General features: G+C 60.8%; 14 protein-coding genes. All 14 read left to right on the plus strand.

What is annotated here, in order from left to right; all coding sequences use genetic code 11:
* Nucleotides 1-13 precede the first annotated feature (13 nt).
* The 14 genes from E4T63_RS07745 (at nt 14) to E4T63_RS07810 (ending at nt 22,260) form a co-directional block, all read left to right on the plus strand.
* Complete coding sequence (locus tag E4T63_RS07745) at nt 14-1,102, plus strand: flagellar basal body P-ring protein FlgI (protein WP_161794916.1); 1,089 nt, start codon at nt 14-16, stop codon at nt 1,100-1,102.
* A gap of 11 nt (nt 1,103-1,113) precedes the next feature.
* A complete protein-coding gene (gene flgJ, locus E4T63_RS07750) occupies nt 1,114-2,391 on the plus strand; it encodes a flagellar assembly peptidoglycan hydrolase FlgJ (RefSeq protein WP_135295205.1) in 1,278 nt (425 codons plus the stop codon).
* Nucleotides 2,392-2,412: 21 nt separating this feature from the next.
* A complete protein-coding gene (gene flgK, locus E4T63_RS07755) occupies nt 2,413-4,458 on the plus strand; it encodes a flagellar hook-associated protein FlgK (protein WP_135295206.1) in 2,046 nt (681 codons plus the stop codon).
* Nucleotides 4,459-4,471: 13 nt separating this feature from the next.
* Nucleotides 4,472-6,043: a flagellar hook-associated protein 3 gene (locus E4T63_RS07760; protein WP_135295207.1), complete on the plus strand. Its 1,572-nt coding sequence runs from the start codon at nt 4,472-4,474 to the stop codon at nt 6,041-6,043.
* A gap of 109 nt (nt 6,044-6,152) precedes the next feature.
* Nucleotides 6,153-9,746 carry a glycosyltransferase gene (locus E4T63_RS07765; protein WP_098967809.1) on the plus strand — a complete coding sequence of 1,198 codons (3,594 nt, stop codon included), beginning with the start codon at nt 6,153-6,155 and terminating at the stop codon, nt 9,744-9,746.
* Between the two features lie 214 nt (nt 9,747-9,960).
* Complete coding sequence (locus tag E4T63_RS07770; RefSeq protein ID WP_135295208.1) at nt 9,961-13,614, plus strand: beta strand repeat-containing protein; 3,654 nt, start codon at nt 9,961-9,963, stop codon at nt 13,612-13,614.
* 96 nt (nt 13,615-13,710) lie between these two features.
* The gene (locus tag E4T63_RS07775) at nt 13,711-15,717 is read left to right on the plus strand and encodes a calcium-binding protein (protein ID WP_135295209.1); all 2,007 of its coding nucleotides are present in this window, start codon (nt 13,711-13,713) and stop codon (nt 15,715-15,717) included.
* A 255-nt stretch (nt 15,718-15,972) separates the two neighbouring features.
* Nucleotides 15,973-16,746: a glucose-1-phosphate cytidylyltransferase gene (gene rfbF / locus E4T63_RS07780; RefSeq protein ID WP_095139348.1), complete on the plus strand. Its 774-nt coding sequence runs from the start codon at nt 15,973-15,975 to the stop codon at nt 16,744-16,746.
* Nucleotides 16,728-17,810, plus strand: coding sequence for a CDP-glucose 4,6-dehydratase (gene rfbG / locus E4T63_RS07785; protein WP_098967814.1), 1,083 nt, complete (start codon nt 16,728-16,730; stop codon nt 17,808-17,810). Before rfbF ends, rfbG begins: the two co-directional genes overlap by 19 nt.
* Nucleotides 17,807-18,367, plus strand: a complete 561-nt coding sequence (gene rfbC / locus E4T63_RS07790; RefSeq protein ID WP_135295210.1) for a dTDP-4-dehydrorhamnose 3,5-epimerase — start codon at nt 17,807-17,809, stop codon at nt 18,365-18,367. The genes rfbG and rfbC overlap by 4 nt, the downstream gene beginning before the upstream one ends.
* The gene (locus E4T63_RS07795; RefSeq protein WP_135295211.1) at nt 18,364-19,590 is read left to right on the plus strand and encodes a class I SAM-dependent methyltransferase; all 1,227 of its coding nucleotides are present in this window, start codon (nt 18,364-18,366) and stop codon (nt 19,588-19,590) included. The genes rfbC and E4T63_RS07795 overlap by 4 nt, the downstream gene beginning before the upstream one ends.
* Nucleotides 19,587-20,438: an NAD-dependent epimerase/dehydratase family protein gene (locus E4T63_RS07800; protein WP_135295212.1), complete on the plus strand. Its 852-nt coding sequence runs from the start codon at nt 19,587-19,589 to the stop codon at nt 20,436-20,438. Before E4T63_RS07795 ends, E4T63_RS07800 begins: the two co-directional genes overlap by 4 nt.
* Nucleotides 20,435-21,505, plus strand: coding sequence for a class I SAM-dependent methyltransferase (locus tag E4T63_RS07805; protein WP_135295213.1), 1,071 nt, complete (start codon nt 20,435-20,437; stop codon nt 21,503-21,505). The genes E4T63_RS07800 and E4T63_RS07805 overlap by 4 nt, the downstream gene beginning before the upstream one ends.
* Nucleotides 21,506-21,522: 17 nt before the next feature.
* The gene (locus E4T63_RS07810) at nt 21,523-22,260 is read left to right on the plus strand and encodes a cephalosporin hydroxylase family protein (RefSeq protein ID WP_027614220.1); all 738 of its coding nucleotides are present in this window, start codon (nt 21,523-21,525) and stop codon (nt 22,258-22,260) included.
* Nucleotides 22,261-22,275: the final 15 nt, after the last annotated feature.

A 22,275-nucleotide genomic window follows, 5' to 3' on the forward strand; every position in this document is an offset into this window, starting at 1 on the left:
TTTCAAGAGCCTCATGCTGGCTGCGGCCCTGTTGTCCGCAGCCTTTGGTGCCCACGCCGAGCGGCTGAAAGATATCGCCAGCATTTCCGGCGTGCGTTCCAACCAGTTGATCGGTTACGGCCTGGTGGTCGGGCTTAACGGCACCGGTGACCAGACGACGCAGACCCCGTTCACTCTACAGACCTTCAACAACATGCTGTCGCAGTTCGGCATCAAGGTGCCGCCGGGATCGGGCAACGTGCAGTTGAAAAACGTCGCAGCGGTGTCGGTGAGTGCCGATCTGCCGGCGTTCGCCAAACCGGGTCAGCAGGTCGACATTACCGTTTCTTCGATCGGTAACTCCAAGAGCCTGCGCGGCGGCACTCTGTTGCTGACCCCGCTCAAGGGTATCGACGGCAACGTCTACGCCATCGCTCAGGGCAACCTGGTGGTCGGTGGTTTCGATGCCGAAGGTCGCGACGGTTCGAAGATCACCGTCAACGTTCCGTCGGCCGGTCGTATTCCGGGTGGTGCTTCGGTGGAGCGTTCGGTACCGAGCGGTTTCAACCAGGGCAACAGCCTGACGCTGAACCTCAACCGTTCCGACTTCACCACGGCCAAGCGTATCGTCGACAAGATCAACGACATGCTCGGCCCTGGCGTGGCGCAAGCCATCGACGGCGGCTCGATCCGTGTGACGGCGCCGCTCGATCCGAGCCAGCGCGTCGACTATCTGTCGATCCTCGAAAACCTTGAAGTCGATCCGGGTCAGGCGGTGGCGAAAGTCATCATCAACTCGCGCACCGGCACCATCGTCATCGGCCAGAACGTGAAAGTCTCGCCGGCCGCCGTGACCCACGGCAGTCTGACCGTGACCATCACCGAAGACCCGATCGTCAGCCAGCCGGGCCCGCTGTCCAATGGGCAGACGGCCGTCGTGCCACGTTCGCGGGTCAATGCTCAGCAGGAAGCCAAGCCGATGTTCAAGTTCGGCCCGGGCACCACCCTCGACGAGATCGTGCGGGCGGTGAACCAGGTTGGCGCGGCACCGGGTGACCTGATGGCCATTCTCGAAGCACTGAAGCAGGCCGGCGCGTTGCAAGCCGACCTGATCGTGATCTGAGGACGCCGACCATGGATATGCGCAAAGGCAGTCTGGTGGGCACGGGCGATTCGGGGTCGTACTCCGACCTCAATCGTCTGAACCAGCTCAAGGTCGGCGACAAGAACAGCGATGCGAACATGCGCAAAGTGGCGCAGGAATTCGAATCGCTGTTCCTTGGCGAAATGCTCAAGTCGATGCGTTCGGCCACCGAGGCGTTGGGTAAAGACAACCCGATGAACACCCCGGCGGCCAAGCAATATCAGGAAATGTACGATCAGCAACTGGCGGTGTCGCTGTCCCGCGAGGGCGGCGGTATCGGTCTGGCCGACGTGCTGATGAAGCAGATGTCGAGGAATAAACCGCTGGCACCGGGTGAGGCTGCAGCCGCGTCCGCCGCCAAGCAGGAGGCAGCAAAAGCCGCTGCGGTGCAGACCCCGATTGCCGCCGCCACCAATGGACCGTTGTCACGGCTCAATGGTGAGCGTCCGTTGTGGGCCTCGCGTTCTGGGCGTGTCGCCAATACCGAAGCCTCGCACAGCAATGATATGGCAATGATCAACAAGCGTCGTCTGGCATTGCCGCCGAAACTGGCCGATCGTTTGCTCGCCGGTCTGGTGCCGTCCGCCACGCCGACCGCCACCAATGCCTTGCCACAACGTGCCGTGACCACGGCCGCCACCGGCGCCGGCCCGCTGTACAACGGCGACTGGCTGAGCCGTGCCGAAGACGCCAAGGCGTCCGGCGGGCAGATGCAGATTTACGGTCGGGCGATGGCGCAGATTCCGCTGGCGCCGGCCAAGCGCGCCTTCAGCTCCGCCGACGAATTCGTCAACACCATGCTGCCGATGGCCAAAGAAGCCGCCGCGCGTATTGGCGTCGATCCGCGTTATCTGGTGGCGCAAGCCGCACTGGAAACCGGCTGGGGCAAATCGGTCATGCGTGCCCAGGATGGCAGCAGCAGTCACAACCTGTTCGGCATCAAGGCCAGCAGCAACTGGACCGGCGATTCGGCCCGGGCAATCACCAGCGAGTTCCGCAACGGGCAGATGGTCAAGGAGACGGCGCAGTTCCGTTCCTATGCCTCGTACAAGGACAGTTTCCACGATCTGGTGACTTTGCTGCAGACCAACAATCGCTATCAAGATGTGGTGAAGTCGGCCGATAACCCAGAACAGTTTGTACGCGAGTTGCAAAAGGCCGGTTACGCGACCGACCCGAACTACGCGACGAAGATTTCGCAGATAGCCAAGCAGATGAACAGTTTCGAAAACTACGCTGCGGCCGGCGTTTCAACGACGCCTCTATAAACACACGGTAAGGTTTGAATCATGAGTTTGCTCAATATCGGGATGTCGGGGTTGTCCGCGAGTTCTTCCTCTCTCGCGACCACAGGTAACAACATTGCCAACGTCGACACCGCCGGTTATTCACGCCAGCAAACCGTGCAGAGCACCAAGTCCTCGCAGCAGTTCGGCAACGTCTTCATCGGTACGGGGACGACCCTGGCCGATGTGCGCCGGGTCTACAACTCTTACCTCGAAAACCAGCTGCATACCGCCACCTCGCTCAATAGCGAAGCGGCTGCGTACGGTGCCCAGGCCACTGCGCTGGATGCCTCGATGTCCGATACCAACACCGGCCTGACCGGTGTGCTGCAGAAGTTCTTTACTTCGATGCAGGGCGTGGCGACTTCTGCCACTGATGACACCTCCCGTCAGTCGGTGCTGACCGGTGCGCAGGCCCTGACCAGCCGTTTCAATGCGCTGGCCAAACAGCTGAACGATCAGAACACCACGATCAATGGCAACCTGGGCGACATGACGTCCCAGGTCAACAAGCTGGCGACTTCGATTGCCAACCTGAACCAGAAGATCGGCGAGATTTCCACCAGCGGCGGCCAGCCGAACGATCTGCTCGACAGCCGTAACGAAGCGGTGCGTCAGCTCTCCGAGCTGACCGGTGCACAGGTCGTCGAGCGTGGCACCAGTTTTGACGTGTACATCGGCACCGGCCAGCCGCTGGTGATCGGCAACACCACCAACACCCTGAGCACCGTGCCGAGCAAGGACGATCCGACGCGCATGGCGATTCAGCTGGACCGCGGCTCAAGCGTGATCGACATCACGTCGGCCATGAGCGGTGGCGAAATCGGTGGCCTGCTGACCTATCGCAAAGAAGTGCTCGACCCTTCGCTCAATGAGTTGGGGCGTGTCGCGCTGGTGGTGGCCGATCAGGTCAACAGCCAGCAAGCCCAGGGCATCGACAAGAACGGTGACTTCGGCGCCGCGATCTTCAACAACATCAACAGTGCCGCGCTGGTCAGCCAGCGCAGCATTGCGCAGTCGACCAATAGCGCCGGCTCGGGCAACCTCGATGTCACCATCAAGGACACCGGCAAGCTGACCACCAGCGATTACCAGGTGACCTTCACCAGCGCCACCAACTATTCGGTCAAGCGCTCCGATGGCACCGACATGGGCTCGTTCAGCACCACGACCACGCCACCGCCGGTGATCGACGGCTTCACCCTGGCCCTCAACGGCGGCGCCCTGAGCGCTGGCGACACCTTCAAGGTGACACCGACCCGTAACGCGGCAAGCACTATTCAGACGGTACTGACCGATCCGAAGAAAATCGCTGCGGCAGCACCGCTGACCGGCGTGGCCAGTGCCAACAACTCCGGTACCTACACCCAGCCGACGCTGACCGATTCGTTCAACATCTACAACCCGGCGTCGCAGACCGAGTTGCAGAATGCGCTCAAATATTCGACGCCGGTCAAATTGGTGTTTGGTGCGGTCGCCAGCGGCAGCCAGTCGTACAACATGGTTGACGCCAAGGGCAACACCATCGGTTCGGGCACCATCGTGCCGGGGCAGGCCAACACCTTGAACCTCAAGGTCGGCATGGTCGACTCCACCGGTGCTCCGGTGATGGACACCACGGTCACGCCGAACGTGCAGAAGACCTTCACCGTACAGACCACCGTGGGCGCGACGCCGAAGTCCGGCGAAACCTTCACCATCAACCTGACCGGCGCGGCGTCTTCGGATAACCGCAACGCACAGACACTGGTTGGCCTGCAGACCAAGCAGACCGTGGACACCGGCAGCGGCAGCAAGGGCATCAGCCTGACCGACGCCTACAACAAACTGGTGACCAACGTCGGTACCAAGGCTGCGCAGAGCAAGTCCGACAATGAAGCCACCTCGGTGATCCTCGATCAGGCCAAGGGCGCGCGTGATTCGCTGTCCCAGGTCAACCTCGATGAAGAGACCGGCAACCTGGTCAAGTATCAGCAGTACTACACAGCGTCTTCGCAGATCATCAAAGCTGCGCAGGAAACCTTCGCCACGCTGATCAACAGTCTTTAAGGAGTCGTAATTCATGCGCATTTCCACCGCCCAGTATTACGCGACGCAAGCTGCTCAATATCAGCGCAACTACAGCAAGACGGTCGCGACCGCCAACGAAGCGAGCAGCCTGCAGCGCATCAACACCGCTGCCGACGATCCGATCGGCGCCGGTCGCCTGCTCAAGCTGGGTCAGCAAAGTGCGATGCTCGACCAGTATCAGGGCAACATCGACACCACCAAGAGCTCGCTGACCGTGCAGGAGTCGACGTTGAACTCCATCACCACGGCTCTGCAGCGCGCCAAGGAAATCGGCCTGGCCGCCAACAACGGTATCGCCACCGACGACAACCGCAAGGCGTACGCGGCGGAACTGAGCCAGATCCAGCAACAAGTGCTGGGCCTGATGAACTCCAAGGATGCCAACGGCAACTACCTGTTCTCCGGTTCCAAGACCGATACCGCGCCGTACTCGCAAAACGTCGACGGCACCTACACCTATAACGGTGACCAGACCCAGATCAACCTGGGCATTGGCGACGGTATGTCGGTCGCGACCAATACCACCGGTTGGGACGCCTTCCAGCAGACCATCAACACCAGCCGCACCCAGACCACCATGACCGCTCCGGCGGTGGATGACGGTCGTGTGGTGCTGTCCAACGGTACGGTCGGCACCGCAGCGACCTACAACGCCAAGTTCACGGCGGGCCAGCCATACACCGTGGATTTCATCAGCAGCACGCAGTTGAAAATCACCGATGCCCTGGGCAACGACGTGACGTCCGAGGCCAGCCAGAACGGCCTGATCAGCAACAGCAATGGTGCCAACCAGACCGTCAGCTTCCGTGGCGTCGACATGAAGTTGAACATCAACCTCAAGGCCGGCGACACCAACCCGGATGCGGTCATCGCCGGTCACAGCTTCCAGCTGTCGGCCACGCCTGATTCGTTCACTACCGCGCGCAGCCCGGGCAACCCGTCGACGGCGGTCATCACCGGCTCCAGCGTGACCAACCAGGCGGCGTACAGCGCGGCCTTCCCGTCGGGCGGCGGCGCGGTGCTGAAGTTCACCAGCGCCACCGATTTCGACCTGTACGCGGCCCCTGTGACCGCTGACAGCAAACCGGTGTCGTCGGGCACCATGGTCGGCAGCAACGCCACGGCCGCCGGTGTGACCTTCGCCATTGGCGGTACGCCGGGCGCGGGCGATCAATTCTCGATCCAGTCCAACAACCACCAGACCCAGAACGTGCTCGACACCCTGGGCCAGATGGTCACGGCGCTGAACCTGCCGGTCGACGGTGATCCGGTGGTCAAACAGAAATTCCAGGGGGCCATGGAGGCGGCGCTGGGCAACATCGACAGCGCGTCCAACCAGATTGGCGCTGCGGTGACCTCGATCGGTGCTCGCGGGCAATCGCTGGATGACCAGAACACCACCAACCAGAGCCTGATCCAGGCCAACACCACGACCCAGGGTTCGATCCGTGATTCGGATCCGGCCGAGGTGATGACCCGCCTGACGTTGCAGCAGACCATGCTGCAAGCCTCGCAACTGGCGTTCAGCAAGATCAGTCAGTTGGGTCTGTTCAACAAGATCTGACGTTGGACGGGCGCGCAGGCGCCCGTTTGTCTCGTCCTTCAGTTAATGTTTTTTTGCGGTTTCATGGGCTCGCTTTACCGAGCGGGCTCGTACCGCCTGTGAGCCCGCCGTGAATCCACTCCCTCTCGTCAGTCTGGTCATTCCCGCCTTCAATCCGCGCTTCTTCGAGCGGACCTTGAACAGTGCGGTGAGCCAGACTTATGGCCAACTCGAAATCATCGTTTGCGACGACAGCCGCGGCAGCGAGATTGAAGCCATCGTTGCGGCGGTAGTCGAGCAGTCCGGCGTCGCCGTGCGTTACGTGCGCAATCCACGAACGTTGGGGCTGGTCGACAACCTCAAGGCTTGTCTCGAGCAGGCGCAGGGCGAGTACATCAAGTTTCTGTGCGATGACGATCTGCTCTATTCCGCGTGCATCGAGCAGCAGGCCCATGAAATGCAGCGTGCAGAAGTCAGCCTGGTGGTGGCGCAACGGCTGCTCTGGGACGCAAACGACATCATTCTGCCGGCGCGCATCGAAAACACGCCGTTGTCGCCAGTCAGTGGCTTGCTCAAGGGCGACGACGTACTGGGCATCTTTGAAAAATTCCCGGTCAACGTGCTCGGTGGCTTCAGCAATGCGCTGATGCGTCGTGCCGACGTCGTCGAGCTGTTGCCGGCATTGACCGAGGACGGCGCCTGCTTCGTCGCAACGCTGGATTTTGCCCTGTATGTCTGCCTGCTGCGGCGCGGCAATCTGGCGGTGTCCAACAGCGTACTCAGTGCCGAACGCCTCTACCCGGAGCGTCTGAGTGCACAGCAACCGATGAAGGATGCTGCGCAAGTCGAGCGCGAGTGGATTTCGCAAATGCTCAAGGCGCGCAGCGGTGAATCGGCGCCTGCGCCGGGATGGGTGCGTTATGTTCCGTTGTCCCGCGCTGATGAGTTGCCCCGGGTCTGGCAAGAGTTGCCCCTGAGTCGAACCCTGGGTACCAAGCAGAGCCGTCAGGAGTGGGGAGTCGGCGTCAACAGCTTCAGCTTCGGCGAACTGTACGCGCAGTGGCTGGCATGTCGGGTGCTCACCGAGCAGCAACGCCACTGGTTGCCGGAAACGCTTGCCAGTTGGCCCTGCCAGCCGCGCATCGTGCCGATCATCATTGACGGGCAGGGCAGTCGCGATGGCCTGGAGCGCACATTGGAGGCGCTCGCCGCGCAGGATTATCCGCCAGAGCTGATCCTGGTCCTGTCCGTTTCGTGTGCCGAGGCGCGCCTTGATGGGCGCGTGTTCCACATGCCGTTGCAGGATGACGGGCTGGAGCAGATTAATACGTTGCTGCCGCAGCTCGAAGGGGCCGACTGGTTCTATCTGTTGCAGCCAGGCGATCGCCTGGTGGCGCCGGCGTTGCTGGTCATGGCCGACCGGATCGCGCACACCCCAACCCTGACATGTCTGTACAGCGACGAAGGCAGCCTGCGCAGCGGCGAGTCGGCAGAGCCTGCGTTCAAACCGGATTTCAACCTCGACCTGATGCGCAGTTATCCCTATGTCGGGCGCGCCCTGGCATTCAAGCGCGAGCGATTTCTGGCGCTCGGCGGCTTTGCGCCGACGTTTGCCGAACTGGCACCGCATGATGCGCTGTGGCGGATGGTCGAGAACGACGGCTTGCACGTCGTGGGACACATCGCCGAAGTGTTGCTCGAGTCCAAATTCGATCTCTCCCAGTGGCTGACCGAGCCCGGTGTCGTGGCGCAAAGCCCGCGGATTCTCGAAGCGCATCTGCAACGCCTGGGGATTGCCCATGACATCCGCCGTGGCGGCAGCGAACTGCTCAACCGCGTGGATTATCAGCATGCGCGACGACCGCTGGTGTCGGTGGTGATTGTCACTCAAGACCAGACGGCTGCACTGCAGCGCTGTGTTGAAACGCTGCTGGAAAAGACCGCTTACACCGAGTACGAATTACTGTTGGTCGACAACGGCAGCGAAAGCGCCGAGGCGCGGGTGTGGCTGGACGGCATGGCGCAACTGGGCAGCGAGCGAATTCGTGTGCTGAGCTATCCGCAAAAGGGTAATGCGGCGGCCGCGCACAACTTTGCGGTCAGCCATGCGCGTGGCGAGTATGTGTTGCTGCTCAATGCTTTTGCGGTGATCACTCAGGCCGACTGGCTCGACGAACTGCTCAATCATGCGCAACGCCCGGAAGTCGGCGTAGTCGGTGCGAAGCTGTTCAACCCGGACGGTGGTGTGCTGCACGCGGGGCTGATTCTCGGTTTGAACGGCCCGGTCGGTCTGCCGTTCTATGGCCAGCCCGTGCAGTCGGACGGGTACATGTTCCGCCTGCAAGCGGTGCATGACCTGAGCGCGGTTGGCGGCGATTGCCTGATGATTCGCAAGTCGGTCTTCGAGGTTGCCGGTGGGCTCGACGAACAGGATCTGAAGCAGACGTTGAACGTCGTGGATCTGTGTTTGCGGGTCGGCCGCGAAGGCTACCTGGTGGTATTGAATCCCCACGCCATGCTCGCAGTGGGCGCACGCCCGAGCGCCGCGGCGACGACTGAAGACGAAGCGCTGTTCGCCGAGGAAAGGGAAACCTTCTACCAGCGCTGGTTGCCAACCATCGCCCGCGATCCGGCCTACAACATTAACCTGACTCTGCAGGGTGTCGGTGCCACCAACTTCAGTCTTGAGCCTGGCCTGCGAACCGGTTGGAGTGCCTTTTCCAAAGCGCAGTTGCCGAATGTGCTGGTGGTGCCGATCAACGCCTCGGCCATCGGCCATTACCGCATGAGTCAGCCGATGATCGAGTTGCAGGCGGCTAACAGAGTCGAGGGGCGCATTTGCTACGGTTTGCCGTCGATCATTGATATCGAGCGCCAGTCGCCTGATGTGATCGTGCTGCAAGGGCGCTATTCGGAACACGCCATCGATGAAATCCCGCCTCTGAAAAAATACTTCAATGCGCGGCGCATCTTTGAGCTCGATGACTACGTCATCGACGTTCCCCATCGCAATGCGCACATCCGCAACATGCCGAGCAAGCAGGACATGGAGCGTATGGTGCGACGTGCCATCGGTCTGTGTGATCGTGTGGTCGTATCGACCCAGCCCCTGGCTAACGTGCTGTCCGACATGCACCACGACATTCGTGTCGTACCGAACATGCTGTCCAAGGACTTGTGGAGCCACTTGCGCAGTCAACGCCGCACCTCGAAGAAACCACGGGTCGGTTGGGGCGGCGGGACCAGTCACCACGGTGATCTGGCGGTGATCGCCGATGTGGTGCGCGAACTGGCCAACGAAGTCGACTGGGTTTTCTTCGGCATGTGTCCGGACGATCTGCTGCCGTACATGCATGAGTTCCACGGCGTGATCGATCTGGAGGTCTACCCGGCGAAGCTGGCCAGCCTGAACCTGGACCTGGCCCTCGCGCCGCTGGAATTCCACGTGTTCAATGACTGCAAAAGCAACTTGCGGCTGTTGGAGTACGGTGCCTGCGGCTATCCGGTGATCTGCACCGACACCGAGGCCTACCGTGGTTATCTGCCGTGTACCCGGATCAAGACCAACAGCACGGACGAGTGGCTGCAAGCGATCCGGATGCACCTGGCCGATCCGGATGCCAGTTACCGCATGGGTGATGAGTTGCGTGAGGTAGTGCTGCGTGACTACGTGTTGCGTGGCGATAACCTGCGGTATTGGGAGTATGGCTGGCTGGCGGATTGATCTGCGTTCGGCTACCGGAAAAAGGCGACCTGAAGGTCGCTTTTTTTTGTCCGTGAAATGCGTGTCTGCGTTAAATGCCGACGGATTTGCGCGCGGATTAAAGCTTTGGTTTTTCCCTGTCGATATCAACGTATTCTCGATTTATCAATGTGCTTGACGGGGGATGATCGCCACGCAAGCAGGGGCCGGTTCATAACAAGGCAAGGAAGAAGTAATGGCAGTTATAAACGGAACAAACGGCGCGGATACGCTGACCGGTACCAGTGGGGATGATGAAATCAATGGCCTGGCCGGCAATGATCTGATCAGGGGAAGTGCCGGAGCAGACAAGATCGATGGCGGTACCGGGACTGATACGGTGGACTATTCCACATCGGCTGATGGAATCAACGTCGACATCCGCTCTAATGCTGTCGGTCTTGCGGGCATCGGCGGCGACGCTCAGGGTGACACCCTGAGCGGCATTGAAAAGGTGATCGGCACGGCGTTCAACGACACCTTCAATCTCGATACGGCCACCGCGACGTTCGAGGGCGGAGCGGGGGATGATGTCTACGTTCTCAACGGCAGTGGCGGCACGGTTATCGAACAGTCGAGTGGCGGTAACGATGAAGTACGCAGCAACTTCGCCCAGATTTACCTGAGCGCCAACGTCGAGCGTCTGACCTATACCGGAACCGGTTCATTCACCGGTTGGGGCAATGCCAGCGACAACGTCATTACAGGAGGCGTTGGCAACGACTTCCTGTATGGCGGCGCGGGTGCTGATCAGTTTATCGGTGGTGCCGGTATCGACACGGTCGGCTATACCGATAGCACTGTCGGTGTCAGCATCAACCTGAAAACCGGCGTCAATTCCGGGATCGCGGCGGGGGATACCTACACCGGCATTGAACGAATCCTCGGCTCGAACGGCAACGATACATTCGTCGCCGATAGCCGGGTATTTGCCTTTGACGGCGGCGCCGGAGTGGCGGATGTGGTGGATTACTCGACATCCACCGAGGCGATCAATGTCGACATCCGCTATAACGCTGTCGGTCTCGCGGGCATTGGCGGCGACGCTCAGGGTGACACCCTGTTCGGCATTGAAAAGGTGATCGGCACGGCGTTCAACGACACCTTCAATCTCGATTCGGCCACTGCGACGTTCGAGGGTGGAGCGGGGGATGATGTCTACGTTCTCAACGGCAGTGGCGGCACGGTCATCGAACAGACGGGTGGCGGTAACGATGAAGTACGCAGCAACTTCGCCCAGATTTACCTGAGCGCCAACGTCGAGCGCCTGACCTATACCGGTAACGCGGCATTCACCGGTTGGGGCAACGCCAGCGACAACGTCATTACGGGGGGCATTGGCAATGACACCCTGTATGGCGGCGCGGGTGCCGACCAGTTCATCGGTGGTGGGGGTATCGACACGGCTGGCTATGCCGACAGCACTGTCGGTGTCACCTTGAATTTCAAGACCGGGGTCAACAGTGGCATCGCGGCGGGCGATACCTACACCGGCATTGAGCGAATCCTCGGCTCGGGCTTCAACGATACCTTCATCGCCGACAGTCGGGTGTTTGCATTTGACGGCGGTGCGGGAACGGCTGACGTGGTGGATTACTCGACGTCTGTCGAGGCGATCAATGTCGATATCCGAGCTAATGCTGTCGGTCTCGCGGGCATTGGCGGCGACGCTCAGGGTGACACCCTGAGCGGCATTGAAAAGGTGATCGGCACGGCGTTCAACGACACCTTCAATCTCGATTCGGCCACTGCGGCGTTCGAGGGGGGAGCGGGGGATGATGTCTACGTTCTCAACAGCAGTGGCGGCACGGTCATCGAACAGGCGGGTGGCGGTAACGATGAAGTACGCAGCAACTTCGGCCAGATCTACCTGGGCGCCAACGTCGAGCGTCTGACCTATACCGGCAACGCTTCATTCATCGGCTGGGGCAATGCCAGCGACAACATTATTACCGGTGGTGCCGGCAATGACCTGTTGTATGGCGGCGCAGGTGCCGATCAATTTATTGGTGGCGCCGGCATAGATACCGCCAGCTACGGCGACAGTACTGTTGGCGTCAGCATCAATTTGAAAACCGGTGTCAACAGCGGCATCGCAGCGGGCGATACCTACACCGGCATTGAGCGAATCCTCGGCTCGGGCTTCAACGATACCTTCATCGCCGACAGTCGGGTGTTTGCATTTGACGGCGGTGCGGGAACGGCTGACGTGGTGGATTACTCGACGTCTGTCGAGGCGATCAATGTCGATATCAGAGCTAATGCTGTCGGTCTCGCGGGCATTGGCGGCGACGCTCAGGGTGACACCCTGATCGGCATTGAAAAGGTGATCGGCACGGCGTTCAACGACACCTTCAATCTCGATTCGGCCACTGCGACGTTCGAGGGGGGAGCGGGGGATGATGTCTACGTTCTCAACGGCAGTGGCGGCACGGTCATCGAACAGGCGGGTGGCGGTAACGATGAAGTACGCAGCAACTTCGGCCAGATCTACCTGGGCGCCAACGTCGAGCGTCTGACCTATACCGGCACCGGGTCATTCACCGGTTGGGGCAACGCCATCGACAACATCATTACAGGGGGCAATGGCAACGACATCCTGTATGGCGGCGCGGGTGCCGACCGGTTCATCGGTGGTGCCGGTTTTGACACTGTCGGCTACGGCGACACGACTATTGGCGTCACCATCAACCTGAAAACCGGGGTTCACACAGGGATCGCAGCAGGGGATACCTACACCAGTATCGAGGCTTTGACCGGCACGATAGCCGGTGACATTTTCATCGCCGACGGCGCGGCCATGGCTTTTGACGGGTTAGTGGGTGCGGACATGGTCAGCTATGAACAATCCGATAGCGCCGTGACCATTGATTTGAAAACTAAGGTCAATGCGGGTGACGCGGCCGGCGATACCTACACCGGAATCGAGTTTTTCCAGGGCAGCAGCTTCAACGACACCCTGTCCGGAACCGCATTCGGTGACAACTTCATTGGTGGCTCCGGTGCGGACCTGATCGATGGGCGTGAAGGGCATGACACTGCCTGGTACATCAACAGCAAGGCCGCTGTGAACATCAATCTGCAGACCAACGTCAACGAAGGCGCCGATGCTCAAGGTGATGTGCTGCTCAATATCGAGCGAGTGATCGGCAGCCAATTCGACGATACGCTGACCGGAAGTTCGGCAGTCGATTTTCTTGAGGGCAGCACAGGCAACGACGTGATTTATGGCGGCGACGGGGCCGACTTCATTTATGGAGGCCTGGTTTCCCTGGCCGGGCCGTTAGCCAGTTCGGCACCCAATGCAGGGGCTGAGGCTGATGCGCTCTATGGCGGCAATGACAACGACACGATTCTCACCGCATCCAACGACACTGGCAGCCGTGCGTATGGCGAAGCGGGCGATGACACCATCACCGTAACTCATGGCATCGCTGATGGTGGTGAAGGCAATGACAAGCTGATCGGTACCGGCCTGGGCTTCTCGCTGTTTGGCGGCGTGGGCAAGGATAATCTGGTATTGCAGTCCGTCGGTTCGGCCTTCGGTGGTGAAGGTGACGATATCTACACCATCGACACTTCGGCATTGGTCAACATTCAGGACGACGGTACCAGCCGTGGCGACAAGATTGTGCTGTCGTACATTCGCGCTTCGGAACTGCAAGTCGACCGTGTCGGTGACGACCTCTACCTGCACCGTTACAGCGTTTCAGCCGGACAGACGCCGGATGAGGGCGTGCGCCTGAAGGATTGGTTTGCCGGTTCCGACACTATCGAGCAGATCGTGACGGCCGATAATCAGACCATCAATCTGCCGGCCAACAGTGATGCATTCGCGATGTTTGGCTGACCACTGAATCGCACACCTGCAATCGCAATGCGGCCGCAGGTGTGCGCTTGGCAGCTGAAGGACCAACCTGGTTTCAACCAAGCAAGGAAGAAGCAAATGTCAGTGATTTATGGAACGAGTGAAGCCGATGTCATGGGCGGCAATGAAGGCAATGACGAACTCTACGGACTGGAGTCGGATGATCAGATCTGGGGTACCACGGGGTCCGATCTGCTGGATGGCGGGGAGGGGTTCGATTCAGTGAGTTATCAGATGATGCCGAACGGCGTCAGCGTCGATTTCCGCGAGGGGCTGGCCACTGTCACCAAGGCGGACGGCTCCGTCGATACCCTGGTCGGCATCGAAAAAGTCATCGGCAGCTTTGACAATGACACCTTGGTCAGTTCGGTCAGCGGTATCACGCTGGAAGGTGATAACGGAGATGACGTGTACATCGTCGGTAGCGAAGGTGTGACCATCGTCGAAGCGGAACGCGGCGGTTACGACGAGCTGCGCACCAGCGTCAACACCCAGAGGATGGATCCGTTCCTGGACAAAATGATCTTCACCGGCACCGGCGACTTCAAGGGCTACGGCAATGCCGAGGCGAACGTGATTGTCGCCGGTGCAGGCAATGACGTGCTGTGGGGTGGCGACGGTGGCGATCAGTTCATTGGCGGTGAGGGCTTCGACACAGTCAGCTATACCGACAGCCTTGAAGGCGTCAGTATCGAGCTCTCGAGCATGTGGGGCGCCACCGGCATTGCATTCGGCGATACCTACTCGAGCATCGAGGCCGTGCGGGGTTCGAATTTCAACGATGTGATCTTCGCCGGCGCAAGCGCAATGGTCATGGACGGTGCCGATGGCTTTGACGCCGTCGATTACAGCCGTTCCAACGATGCGGTCAGCATCGAGTTTCGTGATGGCGAGGGCTTCGGTTCTGGCGGCTACGCCGAGGGCGACACCTTGATCAATGTGGAAAAGGTTGTCGGGACTAACCTGGACGATCACTTCACTGCCAACTCGGGCGGCGTGACCTTCGAAGGTGGCTGGGGCAGTGACGTCTATACGATCAACAGCGAGGGTGTGACCATCGTCGAGACAGACTCAGGCATGGGGTTTGACGAGCTGTACACCAGCCTGTCGGTCATGAAGATGGACCCGTTCATCGAGAAAATGACCTACACCGGTACAGCCGATTTCACCGGTTATGGCAATGATTCCGACAACTACATCTTCGGCGGCAGCGGCGATGACCTGTTCTACGGTGGCGCCGGACGGGATGTGTTCGTCGGCGGCGCGGGAACGGACATCGTCAGCTATGACGACAGCGATACGGGTGTGGTGGTCAACCTGTCGAGGATTGGCCAGAACGGTACGGCCGAAGGGGATATGTATTACGACGTAGAAGGTCTGCAAGGCAGTCGTTTCAACGATGTGATGGATGCCGGCCGCGAGGACGCGATCCTGGAAGGTGGCAACGGCGATGATGTGATCAGTGGCAACGATGGCAATGATCACCTTTACGGCGGACTGAAATCCGGTCTCGACGGTGATGTCGCGCAGGCCGACACACTGTCTGGCGGTTCGGGTGATGACGTCATCGTCAGCGCTGTGAATGACCTGGGTACAGTGGCCCACGGCGACGGAGGCAATGACACCATCACGGTCCACAACGGCAGTGCCCTTGGTGATGACGGTCATGACGTGCTCACCGGCACCGGCAACAGTTATCTGTTGTCAGGTGGCAGCGGCAACGACGTGCTGAACCTCAATCTTCCGGGGCAGTCCGGTACTGGCGGCACCGCACTGGGCGGTATGGGTGACGATATCTACATCGTGAACAGCACCGGGCTGGTATCGATTCAGGACGAGGGCTGGGATCTCAACGACACCCTGATCCTCAACACCATCACCAACGCCAGCCAGTTGAACGTCACCCGCATCGGCGATGACGCCTACCTGCACAGCGCCAACGACGGCAGCAGCGGTGTGCCGGACAACGGCGTGAAACTGGCGGGATGGTATGCCGGGTTCAACAACATCGAGCACCTGCAGACTGCCGACGGCCAGGTCTACGACCTGCCGGCGACGGTTGATGGGTTCGCCATGTTCGGCTGATCACTCGATCTGTTGATGCACCGCAATGAAAGGGATGAATCCGCTGCTGGATTCATCCCTTTTTTCATGCCTTACGGCGCACCCGACGCAGCGCTCGCGGAGCTGGCGCGTTTCCTGCAAGTCCCCCTCAAATCGCCATAAAACGAGCGCTCGCGGTCATCGCAGCGGCGCCGCAGGCGGCAAAAGGGTTAGCCAGACGGCCCGCATCGCTCAACCAAGCCATGCGCAGCCCGGTGACGAACGAGAGGGGAGACGATGAAGGCAGTTATTTTGGCGGGTGGCCTCGGCACGCGCATCAGTGAAGAGTCGCACCTCAAGCCCAAGCCCATGATCGAGATCGGCGGCAAGCCAATTCTCTGGCACATCATGAAGCAGTATTCCGCTCACGGGATCCACGACTTCGTGATTTGCCTGGGCTACAAGGGCTATGCGATCAAAGACTTCTTCGCCAACTACTTCCTGCACACCTCCGACGTCACGTTCGACATGCGCAACAACCGCATGGACGTGCACCAGAACTACAGCGAGCCGTGGAGCGTCACCCTGATCGACACCGGCGAGGAAACCATGACCGGTGGCCGTCTGCTGCGTGCCGGCCGTTACCTCAAGGATGAAGAGGCGTTCTGCTTCACCTACGGCGACGGCGTTTCCGACATCAACATTGCTCAACTCGTCGATTACCACAAAGCCCACGGTCGCCTGGCCACCGTCACCGCGGTGCAGCCGCCGGGACGTTACGGTGCCCTTGAGCGCCAGGGCGATCAGGTACTGGGTTTCACCGAAAAACCGCGCGGCGACGGTGGCTGGATCAACGGTGGCTTCTTCGTGCTGTCACCCAAAGTCCTGTCCTACATCGCTGGCGATGAAACCACCTGGGAAGCCGAGCCGCTGGCGCGTCTGGCAGAGGATGAACAGCTGAACGCCTTCGAACACGAAGGCTTCTGGCATCCGATGGACACCCTGCGCGACAAGAACCACCTCGAAGCGCTGTGGCAGAGCGGGGAGGCCCCATGGAAGCAATGGGCCTGAGTGCGGATTTCTGGCGCGGCAAACGCGTACTGATTACCGGCCACACCGGTTTCAAAGGCAGCTGGCTGACCCTGTGGCTGCAAAGCCTCGGTGCGCAAGTCAGCGGTTTTTCGCTGGATCCGTCGACCGAACCGAGCCTGTATGAACTGGCGCGGGTTCACGAAGGGATCAACGATCAACGTGGCGATCTGCGTGATCTCGGCGCGTTGCTGGAGATCATCGCCGACACCGAGCCGGAGATCGTTCTGCACCTGGCCGCGCAGCCACTGGTGCGTGAAGGCTATCGCGACCCGCTGGGCACTTATTCCAGCAACGTCATGGGCACGCTGAACCTGCTCGAAGCGATCCGTCAGGTCGGTTGCGTGCGCGCCTGCGTGCTGGTGACCACCGACAAGGTTTACGCCAACAAGGAATGGCTGTGGCCGTACCGCGAGGACGAAGCCCTCGGCGGGCACGATCCTTACAGCAGCAGCAAGGCTTGCTGCGAACTGTTGGCGCAGTCTTACGCCGCGTCGTTTTTCCCGGCTGACAAGTACGCCGAACACGGTTTGGCCCTGGCCACCGCGCGCGCCGGCAACGTCCTGGGCGGCGGTGACTTCGCCCCTGAACGCCTGATTCCCGACGTGCTCAAAGCCTGGACTGCGGACGAGCCGGTGACCCTGCGTTATCCGCAAGCGGTGCGCCCGTGGCAGCACGCGCTGGAACCGCTGGCCGGTTACCTGCAACTGGCTGCGGGTCTCTACGAACAAGGCCCGGAATACGCCGGGGCGTGGAACTTCGGCCCGGGCGAGGCGGACATGTGCAGCGTCGGCGAAGTGGTCGAACTGCTCGCCAGTCGCTGGCCACAGGCACGCGGTTTGCGCATTGAGAAAAGCGAACTGCACGAGGCTGGTCTGTTGCGTCTGGACAGCAGTCGCGCCCGTCAGGTGTTGGGCTGGCAGCCACGCTGGACCTTGCAGCAATGCCTGACCCAGACCCTCGACTGGCATCTGGCGTGGCAGAACGGCGATGACATGCGCAACGTCACTCTCGGCCAACTGAACCTGTACCGAGGCGCGCTGTGAGCGAGTTTTCCTTGAAACCGTTGCCGCTGGCCGGGCTGTTCAGCGTCCAGCACAGACGCTTCGAAGATCAGCGCGGGCATTTCGCCCGGCTGTTCTGCGAAGGCAGCCTGAGCGCGTTCGGCAGCGAATTTCATATCCGCCAGATCAACCATTCCTGCACCCGCGACAAGGGCAGTGTGCGCGGTCTGCATTACCAGAATGCCAACGCCCCGGAAGCCAAGCTGATCACTTGCCTGCGCGGTGAAGTGTGGGACGTGGCGGTGGATCTGCGCCCTGATTCCGAGACCTTTCTGCACTGGCACGCCGAGCACCTCAAGGCTGGCGACGGTCGCAGCCTGCTGATTCCGGCCGGCTTCGCTCATGGCTTTCAGACCCTGACCGACGACGCCGAACTGCTTTACCTGCACAGCGCTGATTACGCGCCGGAGCACGAGAGCGGGCTGTCGGTGAACGATCCACGGCTGGCGATTGCCTGGCCGTTGCCTGTCAATAATTTGTCAGCGCGTGATTCCAGCCATCCTGCGCTCGATCAACACTTTGCCGGAGTGCATCTATGAACTGCCGTGGGTGCGCCGCACCGCTGAGCCTGCCGCTGATTGACCTCGGCACCTCGCCACCGTCCAACGCCTACGTGCATGCCGAGCGCCTGGAGCAGGCCGAACAGTGGGTGCCGCTCAAGGTCGCCGTGTGCCAGCAGTGCTGGCTGGTGCAGACCGAGGACTACACCCGCGCCGACAGCCTGTTCGACGCCGAGTACGCCTATTTCAGTTCGTTCTCCAGCACCTGGCTGGCCCACGCCGAGCGTTATGTCGCCGAGATGGTCGAGCGCTTTGCTCTGAGCGCCGACAGTCGTGTGGTCGAAGTCGCCGCCAACGACGGTTACCTGCTGCAGTACGTCGCCGCTCGCGGCATTCCGTGTCTGGGTGTCGAGCCGACCCGCAGCACCGCGCAAGCGGCGCGGGAAAAGGGTCTGCAGATTCGTGAAGTGTTCTTCGGTCGCGACAGCGCTGCGCAGCTGCACAGCGAAGGCTGGGGCGCCGACCTGATGGCCGCCAACAACGTGCTCGCGCATGTGCCGGACATCAATGATTTCCTGGGTGGTTTCGCCACGCTGCTCAAGCCGACCGGCGTCGCTACTTTCGAATTTCCGCAACTGCTGACGCTGATAGCTGGCGCGCAGTTCGACACGCTGTACCACGAGCACTATTCCTACCTGTCGCTGACCGCCGTGCAGACCTTGTGCGAGCGCAATGGTCTGGAAGTGTTCGACGTCAGTCAGTTGAGCACTCACGGCGGTTCGCTGCGGGTGTTCGTGCAGCGCCAGGACGGAGAGCGTCGTGCTGTGCAGCCTGCGGTGCAGCAACAGTTGCAGGCCGAGCTGGATGCCGGGGTGAAAACCCCTGAGTACTACGCGACCCTCGCGCCGGCTGCCGAACGCATCAAGCATGAACTGCTGCGCTTTCTGTTGCAGGCCAAGGCCGACGGCAAGCGGGTGGTCGGTTACGGCGCGGCGGCCAAGGGCAACACCTTGCTCAACTACGCCGGGGTCAAACCGGATCTGCTGGCGTGGGTGGCCGATGCCAACCCGCACAAGCAGGGCAAGTTCCTACCGGGCAGTCGTATTCCGATTGTTGCGCCGGCGCAGATCGACATCGAAAAACCGGACTACGTGCTGGTGTTGCCGTGGAACCTGCTGCACGAAGTCAGTCAGCAACTGGCGCAGGTGCGTCAGTGGGACGGGCGCTTCGTAATCGCCGTGCCTGAGATGAAAGTCCTGTGAACGTCCTGGTCACCGGGGCCACGGGCTTCGTCGGCCGGCATCTGGTCGCGGCGTTGCTCGCCCGTGGCTGCGCGGTACGTGCGGTGGCGCGTAATGTCGAGACTGCGGCGAGCATGCCGTGGATCAATCACGTCGAATTCGTCGCGACGGATATTCACGCGGCGGATCTGGACATTGCGGCGCTCACCGACGGTATCGACGTCCTCGCGCACCTGGCCTGGCCGGGGTTGCCGAACTATCGGGCGCTGTTCCATTTCGAGCACAACCTGATGGCCGACTACCGCTTTATCAAAGGCGCGGTCGAGGCGGGTGTGGCGCAAGTATTGGTGACCGGCACCTGCTTCGAGTACGGCATGCAAAGCGGGCCTCTCAGTGAGCAGGTCGAGCCGCGGCCGAGCAATCCTTACGGTCTGGCCAAACACACGCTGCAGCTGTTTTTGCAAAATCTGCAGCAGGAAAAACCGTTCACCTTGCAGTGGGCGCGTCTGTTCTACCTGCATGGCGAAGGGCAGAACCCCAACAGTCTGCTGGCGGCGCTGGACCGGGCGATCGATGCCGGGGAGGCGTCGTTCAACATGTCTGGCGGCGAGCAGTTGCGGGACTTTTTGCCGATCGCCAGCGCTGCCGCTTACCTCGCCATGATCGTGCATCAGCGCGATTTCAACGGCGTGATCAACTGCGCCAGTGGCCAACCGGTATCGGTGCGCGCACTGGTTGAACAACGGCTGCGCGAGCGCGGTGCGGCACTGAAACTGAACCTCGGCCATTACCCGTATCCGAGCCATGAACCGATGGCGTTCTGGGCCGTGACCGAGCGTTTGCAACAGCTACTGGGAGAGCCGCAATGAGGCACGAGTTGTATCGGGTCACCGACCTGCCGGTGTTGCAGAACCGCACCTTCGCCGACCCGGAGTCGGCAAAGGCTTCGGCCAGCGCCGACATGCTGCTGGTGCAGGACGAGCGCAGCGGCCTGATCTTCAACGCCGCGTTCGATGCCGACAAGCTCAGCTATGACGCTGACTATCAGAACGAGCAGGCCCATTCGGGCCAGTTCCAGAAGCACCTGAGCGACGTTGAAGGCATCATCGCCAGGCACTTCAAGGGCCAGGAGCTGATCGAAGTCGGCTGCGGCAAGGGCTACTTCCTTGAGCTGCTCAAGGGCCTCGGTTATTCGATCACCGGGATCGACCCGGCCTATGAAGGCGAGAATGCCGACGTGATCAAGGCGCCGTTCACCCGTGGTCTTGGCCTGGCAGCTGACGCCATTGTCCTGCGCCATGTGCTGGAACACATCGAAGACCCGGTCAGCTTCCTGTCGGTGATCGCCGAAGCCAACCAGGGCGGGCAGATCTACATCGAGGTGCCGTGCTTCGACTGGATCCTCGAGCACAAAGCGTGGTTCGACCTGTTCTACGAGCACGTCAATTATTTCCGCCTCGATGACCTGCGCCGGATGTTCGGCACCGTGCACGAGGCCGGCCACCTGTTTGGCGGCCAATACCTGTACATCGTCGCCGACCTGTCGACATTGCGCCTGACTCCGCAGCAACCGGTGCCACGCCTGACGCTGCCGGACGGTTTCACCGCCAGCCTCGAGCGCGCGGTGCAGATCATTCAGTCCGCACCCGAGCAGGGTTCGGCGATCTGGGGCGCATCGTCCAAAGGCGTGATCTATTCGCTGTTCCTGCAACGCGCGGGTGTCGCGGTGGATCGTGTGGTGGATATCAACCCGGCCAAACAGGGGCGTTATCTGCCGCTGAGCGGCGCGCGGGTGTCCTCGCCGCAAGAGGCGATGGATGCGCTGCCCGAAGGCGCCCACCTGTTTGTGATGAACTCCAATTACCTCGAAGAAATCAAGCGGATGACCGGTGGACGCTACGTCTATCACGCCGTCGATAGCGCTTCGTTCCAGTGACCATTGAGACTTTGAACATGACCGACAACAGCATCAACCAAGCTTTCGAAGCCGAGTGCCGCGAGCAGATCGCCCAGCAGGGCGACGACCAGAAACTGACTGGCCTGGCCCGTGATTTCTTCAACGAATCGGCCAAACACAAGTACAGCTACCACTTCTCGTGGATGGGTCGCCCGATCATCCAGCTGCCGCAGGACATGATGGCGATGCAGGAGATCATCTGGCAGGTCAAGCCGGATCTGGTCATCGAGTGCGGCATCGCCCACGGCGGTTCGATCATCTACTACGCCTCATTGCTGGAACTGCAAGGTCACGGCGAAGTGCTGGGCATCGACCTCGACATCCGCCCGCACAACCGTGAAGCGATCGAAAGCCACCCGATGGCCAAGCGCATCAAGATGATCGAAGGTTCGAGCATCGACCCGGCCATCGCCGCTCAGGTGCAGGCTGCGGCCAAAGGCAAGAAGGTCATTCTGGTGCTCGACTCCAACCACACCCACGACCACGTGCTCGAAGAGCTGCGCCTGTATGCGCCGCTGGTCTCGGTCGACAGCTACTGCGTGGTGATGGACACCGTGGTCGAAGACATGCCGGCCGATTTCTTCCCGGATCGTCCATGGGGCCCGGGCGACAATCCGAAAACCGCGGTGTGGAAGTACCTGGAAGAGAACCAGGACTTCGAGATCGACCAGCAGTTGCAGAACAAGCTGCTGATCACCGTGGCGCCGGACGGCTATCTGCGTCGCGTTCGTTAATTCGCACCATCACCA

The sequence above is a fragment of the Pseudomonas fluorescens genome, assembly GCF_004683905.1.
Lineage (GTDB): Bacteria > Pseudomonadota > Gammaproteobacteria > Pseudomonadales > Pseudomonadaceae > Aquipseudomonas > Aquipseudomonas putida_A.

What these genes read in the sequence shown, in the direction of transcription:
- E4T63_RS07760 (WP_135295207.1), top strand. Translation starts at nt 4,472, where the DNA reads ATGCGCATTTCCACCGCCCAGTATTACGCGACGCAAGCTGCTCAATAT.
- E4T63_RS07805 (WP_135295213.1), top strand. Translation starts at nt 20,435, where the DNA reads ATGAGGCACGAGTTGTATCGGGTCACCGACCTGCCGGTGTTGCAGAAC.
- E4T63_RS07770 (WP_135295208.1), top strand. Translation starts at nt 9,961, where the DNA reads ATGGCAGTTATAAACGGAACAAACGGCGCGGATACGCTGACCGGTACC.
- flgK (WP_135295206.1), top strand. Translation starts at nt 2,413, where the DNA reads ATGAGTTTGCTCAATATCGGGATGTCGGGGTTGTCCGCGAGTTCTTCC.
- flgJ (WP_135295205.1), top strand. Translation starts at nt 1,114, where the DNA reads ATGGATATGCGCAAAGGCAGTCTGGTGGGCACGGGCGATTCGGGGTCG.
- E4T63_RS07745 (WP_161794916.1), top strand. Translation starts at nt 14, where the DNA reads ATGCTGGCTGCGGCCCTGTTGTCCGCAGCCTTTGGTGCCCACGCCGAG.
- rfbG (WP_098967814.1), top strand. Translation starts at nt 16,728, where the DNA reads ATGGAAGCAATGGGCCTGAGTGCGGATTTCTGGCGCGGCAAACGCGTA.
- rfbF (WP_095139348.1), top strand. Translation starts at nt 15,973, where the DNA reads ATGAAGGCAGTTATTTTGGCGGGTGGCCTCGGCACGCGCATCAGTGAA.
- E4T63_RS07810 (WP_027614220.1), top strand. Translation starts at nt 21,523, where the DNA reads ATGACCGACAACAGCATCAACCAAGCTTTCGAAGCCGAGTGCCGCGAG.
- E4T63_RS07775 (WP_135295209.1), top strand. Translation starts at nt 13,711, where the DNA reads ATGTCAGTGATTTATGGAACGAGTGAAGCCGATGTCATGGGCGGCAAT.
- E4T63_RS07795 (WP_135295211.1), top strand. Translation starts at nt 18,364, where the DNA reads ATGAACTGCCGTGGGTGCGCCGCACCGCTGAGCCTGCCGCTGATTGAC.